Here is an 11,092-nt window from a genome sequence, read left to right as displayed (position 1 = left end):
GGGCCTTCGTGCTTTCCCGGGGGAGTTTCGTTCCCGGGGCCTCACCACGCGGTGGGGCCTTCCTGTTTTCCGGCACCCGTGTCCCCGTCGGCCCTGTCTACCGGAGATTCCCTGCTCCGTTCATGGGTCCGAGCACCTCGATCATCGCCAGCGTGTTCTGGTACTCGCGCCAATGAATGATCTTCCCATCCCGCGCCCGAAGAATTCCGATGAAGGCGGAGGCGGCTTGGTGGCCGGTGGCGATGACGGTGCCGGCGAGCTCGTACTCGACGACGATGACCTCGGGGTCGGTGGTTTCGTGGATGACCACCTCGCGAACCTCGTCCAAGCGGAACTCCCGGACGAAGGCAGCCTGTTCGGGGCCGGCGAAGTGGAGGAACGCCTCCCGCCCCTCGTACCGCCGGGTCCTGCCGGAAGGGGCGAAGGGAATCTCGATGACGGCGTCCTCGGCCAGCTCGCCCCCGATGCCGCCGGGGTTCTCAAGCCAGTGCCGCCGCATACGCTCGAAGATCTCGCGGGGACCGGGAACGACTGTGACTTCGGGCATGATGGTTTCCGCCCTGTTGGAAGTTAAGATGAGTGGAAACTCACCTTTATGATTATGAGTGGAGACTCACTTTGTCAATGCCGTGTCTCGTGTTCCGGCTCGGGGAAGGCGGGCTGGGATGACGTCGTCGAACTCCTCGCCGGGCGGTGCCAGGCCGATGCGTGCGGACGCCCGGCGTAACCGGGAGCGGATTCTCGCCGCGGCGGAGACGGTCTTCGCGGAGAAGGGGCCGTCGGCGTCGACCGAGGAGGTCGCCGCCCGTGCCGGAGTGGCCATCGGTACGGTCTTCAAGCACTTTCCGACCAAGCAGGAGCTCCTGCAGGCCATCATGAAGGACCTCCTCGGCAGGTTGGACCGGGATATGGCCGCTCTCGCGGCCGACGACGCATCTGGCGAGGCGCTGTTCACCTTCGTCACCCGCATGGTCGAGCAGGCGGCGCAGAAGAGGACGGTCGTGGGGCTTCTCGCCGAGACGGGGATCGATCTCCAGGTCGCGAGCTCGGTTCAGATGCTGCGCGAGGGGATCGCGACGCTCCTGATCCGTTCTCAGGAAGCCGGCACGGTCCGCGAGGGGGTTCGGCTGGACGAGGTGATCGCACTGCTCACCGGTATCTGCCAGGGGGCACTCCACGCGGGGTGGGATCGCGACCTCCAGCGTCGTACGCTCGCCATCGTCTTCGACGGCCTCAGGGCGTCCGCGGACCATCGATGACCTGTGTCGGCAAAGTGACCGCTGCCTGCAACGCCCCGTGCCGACAATGACCGGTGCCGGCAACCGGGCGCGGGTCAGGTCTCGGCTGCGGCACGGAGCAGGGGCTCGATCCGGTAGGGGACCTGGACGGAGAGGGCGATCGTGGTGTCGGTCCGCTGGACGGCGGGGGAGGCCAGGATGCGGGCGATGATCTCCTGGAGGTCGGGGGTACTGCGGGCCACCACGCGGCAGAGCAGGTCGGCCTGGCCACTGGTGCCGTAGACCTCCAGGATCTCGGGAAGAGGCTCCAGTGCCCGTACAGCCTCGTCCAGGCGGCCCTGGGCGATCTGTAGTGAGACGAACGCCAGGATCGGGTACCCGGCACCCTCGGGGGTGACCGTGGGGCCGAAGTCGGCGATGACGCCGCGGGCGGTCAGTTTCTCGACGCGGGCCTGAACGGTGCCCCGGGCCACGCCGAGCAGGCGGGCCAGCTCGGTCAGGCCGATGCGCGGGTTGGCGCGCATGGTGACCAGGAGGCGGCCGTCCAACTCGTCGATAGACATCTCAACAGGATGGCAGCAAACTGGGCGATTCGACCAGCGTAAGCACGGTATGACCGTACAGTTCTGTGCGGATCGCCCAGTAAAACTGGCCGCTCTTGTCAATGTTTCCAGGAATTGCTGTCATTTCATACATGTTCGAAGAAGCGCAGTACTTCGCGCCGGTGGCGACCCGTGACGACGGCACGATCGAGGTCCACCTCGGTGCCGGTCATCCGGGTTTCGCCGATCCGGTCTACCGTGCGCGCCGCAACGCGATCGCGGCCCTCGCTGTGGGGTACGTGCCGGGTACGCCGATCCCGACGGCCGAGTACACCGCCCAGGAGCACGAGGTGTGGGCGCTGGTCAGCCGAGAACTCAGCCTGAAGCACCACAAATACGCAACCGTCGAGTATCTGGCCGCGACCGAGCGGCTCGGACTGCCCGCCGAGCGCATCCCGCAGCTACAGGAGGTCAGTGATCTGCTGGAGCCGCTGACCGGGTTCCGCTACATCCCGGCCGCGGGGCTGGTGCCGCTCAGAGATTTCTACGGCGTTCTGGAGGATGGGCTCTTCCACTCCACGCAGTACATCCGGCACCACTCCACGCCGCTGTACACGCCGGAGCCCGACGTGATCCACGAGGTGATCGGGCACGCCAACGCGCTGGCCTCCGACCGCTACTCGCGGCTCTACCGGCTGGCCGGGGAGGCGGCGCGGAGGGTCGAGAGTTCCGAAGCGCTGGAGTTCGTCTCGAAGGTCTTCTGGTTCACGATGGAGTTCGGCGTCATGACGGACCAGGGTGAGCTGCGGGCGTACGGGGCGGGCATCCTGTCCTCCTACGGGGAGATCGAAGAGTTCCGGGGCATGGACATCCGGCCGCTGGACGTCGCCGTCATGGGCACCACGCACTACGACATCACGAAATATCAGGATGTTCTTTTCCGGGCCGAGTCGCTGAAGCACCTCGAAGACGTCGTCGGTGAGTTCTGGGCGACCTGCGACGACGAGAGCATCGCCCGGCTAACCGCCGAGGTCTCCCAAGGGTAGGTGCAGGTTCAATGCGACATTCCAAGGCGTAAGTTCTCTTTCTGGCTAGATTTCGCTTCATCATCTTCTTAGTGCCTGTTGTGGGATATATCCCGATCGTCACGTAATGGGGGAGACGGTTGGGGTGGATGATGAGAGCCAGGCACCGGGTGGTCGCGGCGGCTGTCCTGCTGGTCACCGCGCAGGTCACCGCCTGTAGCACATGCCAGGGCCTGACGCCGGTGAGCATCTCCTCCCCGACGGCGTCTCCTTCCTGGCGGCAGGCGGCACCGGCGTCGGTGCCGCCTCCTCCGGCGCCGTTCCTGGCAGCGGTCCCCGCCCCCACCTTCCCCGGCACCCCGGGGCGGACGGGGCTCGCCGGCTCGCCGAGGATTCTCCCCGGGAAGCTCACGCACACCCTTGACGGCCTTCTCGTCAGGTACGGCGGTGGGCGAACCGCGGTCTCGGTGCACGATCTGACCACGGGCCGGCGCTACCGCTACCACCGTGCTCTCCAACTGCCGATGGCCAGCATCTCCAAGGTGAGCATCCTGACGGCACTGCTGCTCGACACGCGGTGGCGCGAACTCGGCGATCAGGCCAGGGCCGACGCGAGGCACATGATCCGCTTCGGTGACGATGGAGCGGCCGACCGGTTGTACGAGCGGATCGGCCTGGAGCAGGGGTTGGCCAGTGCGAACCGCAGGCTCGGCCTCAAGCGCACCCACACCCCCGGCGGGCGGTGTGCGGCCCCGAACTGTTGGGGCGCCACGCAGAGCACGGCCGAGGACCAGGTACGGCTGGTCAGGGCGCTGGCCACGGGTAAGAGCCCGCTGGCTCCCGCGGAACGCCGGCGGGTGCTCGGGCTGATGGAGCGGGTGACCCCCGGCCAGAAGTGGGGGATCAGCGCGGGAGCGTGCGAGAACGACCAGGTGTCGCTGAAGAACGGCTGGCTGCGGCACGCGTCGAACGGGCGCTGGGTGGTCGTCAGCGCCGGACTGATCCGCGGGCACGGGCACGACTACGCGGTGGCTGTCCTCACAGAGGACAGCCCGAGCATGAGTGCCGGCATCGCCAAGGTCGAGGGCGTGGCCGCGCGCGTCATGGAAGCCTTCAGGGGTGAACAAGGCTGCGAGCCGGACGCGAACTGAGCGGCGGGTACCCGTTACGGGGTCCTGTCGACCAGCCGGTAGCCCACCCCGCGAACGGTCTGGATCAGCTGGTCGTCGGTGTCGCCCAGACGTGCGCGGAGACGCTTGACGTGTACCGCGATGGTGTTGGTCGAGGCGGTGTCCGTGGAGTTCCAGACATGCCTCATGATCTGCTCTCGCGTCACGGTACGGTGCGCGTTACGCATCAGGTAGTGCAGCAGTTCGAACTCGCGCAACGGCAGGTGGATGATCCGGCCGCCGACCGTGACCTGGTAGGCGTTGACGTCGAGTTCCACCTTGCCGACCACGAGCACCATGCGGGCCCCGGGCTCGCCGGTGAACGCGGCGTGGACCAGGGGCAGTAGCTCGGGCACCCGGTAGGGGCGGGCCACGCACGCGGTGGCCCCGGCGGCCAGCGCCTGGACGGCCTGCTGGGCGTGCCCCTCGCCCACGCCCAGCAGGACGGGGGTCGCCCGCGTCAGCCGTACCGCGCGGACGAACTCCACAGCCCCCAGGACCGGCAGCGAGGCGCTGACGAGAACGACGTCGGGCCGCAGCGCCCCGGCCTGCAGGAGAGCCTGGGCACCATCGGTGACGCCCGTGACCCGCACCCCTTCGCGTTCCAGGGCCGCGGACAGGTCATGGACCATGGCCGCTTCCGGATCGGCCACCAGCAGTGTGGGTGCCGTCCGTCTGTCCCCTTCCACCTCTGGTGCCGTCTGCGGCTGGAGCACCCGGATCCTCCAATATGGGTCAGCCGAAGCGACCGGTGATGTAATCCTCGGTCCGCTTGTCGCTGGGGTTGGTGAAGATGCGGCTGGTCTCGTCGAACTCCACCAGGCGGCCGTGCCGCACGCCGGCTCCGTCGACCTCGGCGGTGAAGAAGGCGGTACGGTCGGAGACACGGGCGGCCTGCTGCATGTTGTGGGTGACGATGACGATCGTGTAGTCGCGCGTCAGCTCCTGCATCAGATCTTCGATCTTGGTGGTCGCGATCGGGTCCAGGGCCGAGCAGGGCTCGTCCATCAGGATGACGTCGGGCTTCACCGCGATCGCCCTGGCGATGCACAGGCGCTGCTGCTGCCCGCCGGACAGGGAGAGCGCGTTCTGCTTGATCTTGTCCTTGACCTCGTCCCAGAGCGCCGCCTTGGTCAGCGCCTCCTCGACGATCTCGTCCATGTTGCCCTTGATCCCGTTGACCCGGGGACCGTAGGCGATGTTGTCGTAGATCGACTTGGGGAAGGGGTTCGGCTTCTGAAAGACCATGCCGATCCGGCGGCGGACCTCGATCGGGTCCACGTGGTCGCCGTACAGGTTCTCATCGTGGTAGAGGATCTCGCCGACCGCGCGGGCGCCGGGGATCAGGTCGTTCATCCGGTTGAAGCAGCGGAGCACCGTGCTCTTGCCGCAGCCGGACGGGCCGATCATGGCCGTGATCTCACGGTTGCCGATGGTCATGTCGACCCCGCGCACCGCCTCGTAGTCACCGTAGAAAACGCTGAGGTTGGAGACGGTGAAGACCGGGTCGAGGGCCTCGATGGTACGGGGGACTTCGGGGCCGCGCACGTTCACATTCGGCACGGAAATTCCAATCTCGGACATTTCTTACCTCACCAGCGCTTCTGGTAGCGGTTACGGAGCCAGATGGCGACCGAGTTCATCAGGAGCAGGATCGCCAGCAGGATCACGATCGCCGCGGAGGCGAGGATGCTGAACTCCTCCTGGGGCCGGCTGATGAAGCTGTAGATCTGCAACGGCAGGACGGTGAAACTGCTCCAGACACCCTCGGGATTGAACCGGACCAGCGTCGCGGCACCGAGCATCAGGAACGGGGCCGCCTCGCCGATCGCACGGGAGAGGGCCAGGATCGAGCCCGTCGCGATGCCGGGGATCGACGCCGGGAGCACCTGGCGGTAGATGGTCTGCCACTGGGTCGCGCCCAGTGCCAGTGAGCCCTCGCGAATGGACGGGGGCACCGCGCGGATGGCCTCACGCGCGGAGATGATGACGATGGGCAGCACGAGCAGCGAGATGGTGACCGCGCCGGTCATGACCGTGAAGCCGAACTGCAGCCAGCGGGCGATGATGCCCAGGCCGAGGATGCCGTAGACGATCGAGGGAACGGCCGCCAGGTTGGAGATGTTCAACTCGATCAGCTTGTTGTACCACTTGGTCCTGTCGGCGTACTCCTCAAGGTAGATCGCCGCGAGGATCCCGGTGGGCAGGGCCATGACCGCGGTCAACGCGATGATCCACAAAGTGCCCAGGATGCCCGACTGGATGCCCGAGGTCTCCGGGCGGCGGATCGAGGGCTGGTTCTCCCAGAGCATCGAGTTGAGCCGCGGCCACCCCTTCTCGACGACGTAGAGCAGCAGCATGGCCAGGAACGCCAGAGCGATCGCGAGACTGGCCATCAGCGCGATGCGGAAGAGGTGCTCCTTGAGCGGACGTCCCTTGCTCGCCAGTTGCACGGCCGAACGCGGGGTGGAGAGGATGGCCATCAGTCGTAGACCTCGCGATACTTCTGGACCATGCGGGCGCTGAGATAGTTCATCGCGAAGGTGATCACGAAAAGCAGGGAACCCACCGCGAAGATGGTCTTGTAGGCGATCGAGCCGACCGAGGCGTCGCCGGAGCCGGCCTGGGCGATGAAGGCCGCCATCGTGGACATCTCATTGCCCGGGTAGAGCGTGAAGACGGACTTGAAGCCGCCCGCGATCGCGACGATCATCGTCTCGCCCGCGGCCCGGGAGATCGCCAGGATGATGGCGGCGACGATGCCGGAGAACGCGGCGGGGACGACGACACGCACCGAGGTGAGCATCTTGGAGGCGCCGAGGGCGTACGAGCCCTCGCGCAGGCCGTTCGGCACCGCGGCCATCGAGTCCTCCGACAGCGACGCGACGATCGGGATGATCATCACGCCGACCAGGAGACCGGCGGCGAGTGCGTTCTTGGCCTCCAGGTCCAGGAAGGGGAAGAGATTCCTGAACAGCGGTGTGACGAAGGTGAGGGCGAAGAAGCCGAAGACCACCGTCGGAACGCCCGCGAGAACCTCCAGTACCGGCTTGAAGATCTTGCGAGTCCTGTGGGAGGCGTACTCCGACAGGTAGATCGCCGCGGCCAGGCCGAGCGGCACGGCGACCACGACGGCGATGAGGGTGATCTCCACGGTCGCGACGATGAGCGGCCAGACACCGAACGCCGGCGGGTTGAACAGCGGTCCCCAGTCGGTGGACCCGAAGAACTCGCCGATGCTCACCGCGGCGAAGAACTCGACGGTCGGTTCGAGGAGGGCGATGACGATGCCGATCGTGGTCGCCACCGACACCATGGCGGCGGTCAGGAGAACGGCCTTGACCACGAACTCGCCATAACGCGGGCGCGACCGCGCCAGGGACCCCCTGGTCCCTGGAACGGTCGTGCGGTGCTGTGCCGACATCAGCCGGCGCTCTTCAGTGACGTGATGTCAGCCTTGAGCTTGGCCTCCTGCTCGGCATTCAGCGGGACGAACTTGGCATCTTTGGCGATCGCGTTGATGTTGGACGCGTAGTAGTCGAGGAAGGCCGCGACCTCGGGCCGCTTCACCGCGGCGGTGGAGGGGTAGATGAACAGCGGGCGGGAGAGCGGGGTGTACTTGCCGCCCTGGGCCGCCTCGACGCTCGGGGCCACGCAACCGCTGCCCGAGTCGATCTCCAAGGCCTTCAGCTTGTCGATGTTCTCCTCGAAGTAGGTGAAGCCGAAGTAGCCCAGACCGCCCTTGGCGCCCGAGACACCGGTGACGATGTCGTTGTCGTTCTCGCTCGGGCTGTAGTCCTTGCGGCTGGCCCCCTCCTCACCGTTGATCTCGTCGGTGAAGTAGTCGAAGGTGCCGGAGTCGGTGCCGGGGCCGTAGAGCTTCAGCGCCTCGGCGGGGAACTTGGCGTCGACGTCCTTCCAGGTCTTGATCTTGCCCTCGGCCGCCGGCTCCCAGATCTTCTTGAGCTGGTCGGTGGTGAGGCAGGTGGCCCAGTCGTTCTCCTTGGGAACCACGACGGTCAGCGCATCGGTCGCCACCGTGAGCTCGGTGAACGTGATGCCCTTCGCCTCGCAGGCCGCCTTCTCCTCGTCCTTGATGGCGCGGGAGGCGTTCGAGATGTCGGTCTCGCCGGCGCAGAACTTCTCAAAGCCGCCGCCGGTGCCCGAGGTGCCGACCGGTACCTTCACCTGCGGCTGCTCCTCGCCGAAGAGTTCGGAGGCGGCCTGGGTGAGGGGAGCCACGGTGCTGGAACCGTCAATCTTGACTTCGCCGCTCAGAGTCGCGCCCGCCTCGGTGGCGGGGGCGGCGGACGAGGTGCTTCCGTCACTGCCGGGCTTGGCGTCGCCACCGCATGCGGCCGCGAGCGAAACGACGAGCGCGGCCGTCGCCACCGCGCTGAGGCGGCGCTGTCCACTGGTCACGGTTATGTTCCTTCTCCGTAGTGAGATCCGTTCTCGATGTCTTCGATGAAACTGGGGCAAAGTGAACGGAAGTGAAACGAGCCGTGACCGGTACCGGAAGAGGTGAACCCACGGATGTGAATACCTGGGCTTTGGCAGGATTTTCGTCCTGGCTTGCAGCTGCGTAGGGCCTTTGGGGTGCGCCTTAGATAGTTTTGGCGGAAATATGACCTGGTGGACAGGGGGGCCGTCGGCTCGCCATCGCCATCGCCCCCGGCCTCGGTCCTCGCGGGTCTGGTGATCTGTTCACCCTCCCGACATCCCAGGGAAGGTGAACGGATATGGCGAGTACTCGGGCGTGTGTGGAGGAGCGGACGGCCGTACGGCGCCCGGAAGAGGGACTAGACGGGGAAGGTGAGCGGCCCGCTGCCGAGGCGCTCAAGGACCTTGGTGTGCAGGGGGCCGTTGCTGCACAGCAGGCTGCCGCCGTCGATGTCTGGGACACCCGACAGGTCGGTCCAGATGCCGCCCGCCTCCTCGATGATCACGGTCAGCGCCGCGATGTCCCATGGGGAGAGTTCGGGCTCCGCCGACACATCGACCGCACCCTCGGCGACCATCATGTGTGACCAGAAGTCACCGTAGGCGCGGCTGCGCCAGACGGAACGGTTCAGGTCGAGGAACGCGTCGAGCTTCCCGGCCTCCTCCCAGCCGCCGAGGCTGGAGTAGGAGAACGACGCGTCCTCCAGGTAGGCGACGGAGGAGACCTGACAGCGTGTGGCCTTGGTGAGGCTCTTGCCGGTCCAGGCGCCACCGTCGCGGGCGGCCCACCAGCGGCGGCCGAGCGCGGGGGCCGAGACCAGGCCCACGACGACGCGGCCCTGGTCCACCAGGGCGATGAGCGTGGCCCAGACGGGCACTCCGCGCACGTAGTTCTTGGTGCCGTCGATCGGGTCGATGATCCACGAGCGCTCGCCGTAGCCGCTCTTGCCGAACTCCTCGCCGATGATGGTGTCGCGAGGCCGGGCCCGGCCAAGGGTCGCACGAATCGCCTGCTCGGTCGCCTGGTCGGCATCGCTCACCGGTGTGAGGTCAGGCTTGTTCTCCACCCGCAGATCCAGGGCCTTGAACCGACGCATGGTCAGATCATCGGCCGCGTCGGCCATGACGTGCGCGAGGCGAAGATCGTCGTTATAACCCGTCACGGATGCCAACGCTATCGCGTTGGTGACCGAATTGAGGAGAGTGGGGCGCAAGGGGGGACAATCGTGTCGCGTTCCTGCTGTGTTGATGGCGACGCTGGCGCGTCGCGGTTCGGGCCTGCCTATGGCGACGCTGGCGCGTCGCGGTGAGGCCGCTCTTACCCGGCTCCTTCCCTCGTCAACCGGGGTCGCTCGTTCCTCGCGACCCCGCTCTCCTCAGTCCAGTCGCCGGCGCGGCCTCACGGGGAGTCCCCCAGAGGGGAGGCATGGGGCATGTCCCCGGGGTGATTCTTGGGGCGGGAGAGCGGAGTGTCCTTCTCCTCGGTTCAGTCGTGCGGTCTCACGGGGAGTCCCCCAAGGAAAGGGCACGAGGGGCGTGCTCGTGGTGTTCCTTGGGGTTAGTCGTCGTCGGAGGCGCCTTCGCGGCTGGCGAGGAGGCGGCGTAGGGAGGTCAGGCGGACCTGGTCGGCGTGGCCGGCGGCTACCCAGGCGTCCAGGGCGCACTCCTCCGAGAGGTGATTGCAGCCCTTCGGGCATTGGATGGTGCCCTCGATCAGGTCGGGAAAGCCCGCCAGGACCGTCTCCACCGAGACGTGGGCCAGACCGAAGCTGCGCACCCCGGGGGTGTCGATGATCCAGCCACTCTCCGGCAGTTCGAGGGCGACGGCGGAGGTGGAGGTGTGACGGCCCCGGCCGGTCACCGCGTTCACGTGTGAGACGGCTCGGTTGGCGTCCGGTACCAGGGCGTTGACCAGGGTTGACTTACCCACCCCGGAATGGCCGACGAGCACGCTGATCCGGCTCTTGAGGCGCTCCCGCACCTCCACCAGGTCGCCGCCCTTGGAGACCACCACGTACGGCACGCCGAGGGGGGCGTACAGCGAGACCAACTCGTCGGGCGAGGCGAGATCGGACTTGGTGAGGCAGAGCAGCGGCTCGATGTCGGCGTCGAAGGCCGCGACCAGCATCCGATCGATCATGCGGGGCCGGGGCGGCGGATCGGCCAGGGCCGTCACGATGACGAGTTGGTCGGCGTTGGCGACCACGGGGCGCTCGATGCCGTCGGTGTTGTCGGTGTCGTCCGCGGAGCGGCGGAGCATGGAGACGCGGGGCTCCACCCGCACGACGCGGGCCAACGTGTCGGTCATCCCGGAGACGTCGCCCACCAGGGCCACCCGGTCGCCGACCACGATCCCCTTGCGGCCCAGCTCGCGTGCCTTCATCGCGACCACGACCCGGCCGCTCATCGCGGCGCCCTCCGCCTGGTCCCGCTTGCGGCGGCGCCCCCGCTCGCCCTCCGACTCGACCAGGCACGTGTAGCGCCCGCGGTCGACGGCGACCACGAACGCCGGGACCGCGTTCTCATGGGCAGGACGGATCCGGGTCCGGGGCCGGGATCCCTTTCCCGGCCTGACCCTGACGTCTTCCTCGTCGTACTCGCGCTTTCTCAGTTTCTCCGCCTTGTCCGGCCCGGTGCGCCCCGCGAAGGGCCATGACTACCGGGCGCCTCCTGGG

At 67.2% G+C, this 11,092-nt stretch carries 12 protein-coding genes; 3 read left to right on the top strand and 9 right to left on the bottom strand.

Annotated elements, in window-relative coordinates:
• Nucleotides 1-97 precede the first annotated feature (97 nt).
• Nucleotides 98-547, bottom strand: a complete 450-nt coding sequence (locus IG98_RS0139785; RefSeq protein ID WP_030924909.1) for a nuclear transport factor 2 family protein — start codon at nt 545-547, stop codon at nt 98-100.
• A gap of 118 nt (nt 548-665) precedes the next feature.
• On the opposite strand from IG98_RS0139785, the gene IG98_RS0139780 reads away from it, so the two are divergent.
• A complete protein-coding gene (locus IG98_RS0139780) occupies nt 666-1,259 on the top strand; it encodes a TetR/AcrR family transcriptional regulator (protein ID WP_051753528.1) in 594 nt (197 codons plus the stop codon).
• Between the two features lie 74 nt (nt 1,260-1,333).
• Here the strand turns inward: IG98_RS0139780 and IG98_RS0139775 are convergent, their stop codons facing one another.
• Nucleotides 1,334-1,801, bottom strand: a complete 468-nt coding sequence (locus IG98_RS0139775) for an Lrp/AsnC family transcriptional regulator (protein WP_030924904.1) — start codon at nt 1,799-1,801, stop codon at nt 1,334-1,336.
• Between the two features lie 131 nt (nt 1,802-1,932).
• Between IG98_RS0139775 and IG98_RS0139770 the strand changes: the two genes are divergently transcribed.
• Together IG98_RS0139770 and IG98_RS0139765 are read left to right on the top strand one after the other, a co-directional pair.
• Nucleotides 1,933-2,826, top strand: coding sequence for a phenylalanine 4-monooxygenase (locus tag IG98_RS0139770; protein WP_030924903.1), 894 nt, complete (start codon nt 1,933-1,935; stop codon nt 2,824-2,826).
• Nucleotides 2,827-2,954: 128 nt separating this feature from the next.
• Entirely contained in the window at nt 2,955-3,956 is a 1,002-nt protein-coding gene (locus IG98_RS0139765; RefSeq protein ID WP_245651910.1) for a serine hydrolase, read from the top strand.
• A 14-nt stretch (nt 3,957-3,970) separates the two neighbouring features.
• On the opposite strand, the gene IG98_RS0139760 is transcribed toward IG98_RS0139765, so the two are convergent.
• From IG98_RS0139760 to rsgA, 7 genes are all read right to left on the bottom strand, one after another.
• Entirely contained in the window at nt 3,971-4,690 is a 720-nt protein-coding gene (locus tag IG98_RS0139760; RefSeq protein ID WP_051753526.1) for a response regulator transcription factor, read from the bottom strand.
• 19 nt (nt 4,691-4,709) lie between these two features.
• The gene (pstB, locus tag IG98_RS0139755) at nt 4,710-5,537 is read right to left on the bottom strand and encodes a phosphate ABC transporter ATP-binding protein PstB (RefSeq protein WP_051753529.1); all 828 of its coding nucleotides are present in this window, start codon (nt 5,535-5,537) and stop codon (nt 4,710-4,712) included.
• A gap of 29 nt (nt 5,538-5,566) precedes the next feature.
• The gene (gene pstA, locus IG98_RS0139750) at nt 5,567-6,457 is read right to left on the bottom strand and encodes a phosphate ABC transporter permease PstA (RefSeq protein WP_030924898.1); all 891 of its coding nucleotides are present in this window, start codon (nt 6,455-6,457) and stop codon (nt 5,567-5,569) included.
• Nucleotides 6,457-7,398, bottom strand: coding sequence for a phosphate ABC transporter permease subunit PstC (gene pstC / locus IG98_RS0139745; RefSeq protein ID WP_030924897.1), 942 nt, complete (start codon nt 7,396-7,398; stop codon nt 6,457-6,459). Before pstC ends, pstA begins: the two co-directional genes overlap by 1 nt.
• Nucleotides 7,398-8,396 (bottom strand): PstS family phosphate ABC transporter substrate-binding protein, encoded by a 999-nt coding sequence (locus tag IG98_RS0139740; RefSeq protein WP_037972533.1) that lies wholly within the window; start codon nt 8,394-8,396, stop codon nt 7,398-7,400. Before IG98_RS0139740 ends, pstC begins: the two co-directional genes overlap by 1 nt.
• Nucleotides 8,397-8,776: 380 nt before the next feature.
• Entirely contained in the window at nt 8,777-9,580 is an 804-nt protein-coding gene (gene hisN / locus IG98_RS0139735) for a histidinol-phosphatase (RefSeq protein ID WP_030924891.1), read from the bottom strand.
• Nucleotides 9,581-9,975: 395 nt separating this feature from the next.
• Nucleotides 9,976-11,028, bottom strand: coding sequence for a ribosome small subunit-dependent GTPase A (rsgA, locus tag IG98_RS0139730; RefSeq protein WP_030924889.1), 1,053 nt, complete (start codon nt 11,026-11,028; stop codon nt 9,976-9,978).
• Nucleotides 11,029-11,092 lie beyond the last annotated feature (64 nt).

The organism is Streptosporangium amethystogenes (genome assembly GCF_000721075.1).
In the GTDB taxonomy this organism is placed as follows: Bacteria; Actinomycetota; Actinomycetes; order Streptosporangiales; family Streptosporangiaceae; genus Streptosporangium; species Streptosporangium amethystogenes.
The sequence above is the reverse complement of the archived record's forward strand: the minus strand, read 5'-3'. Positions and strand labels throughout refer to the sequence as shown.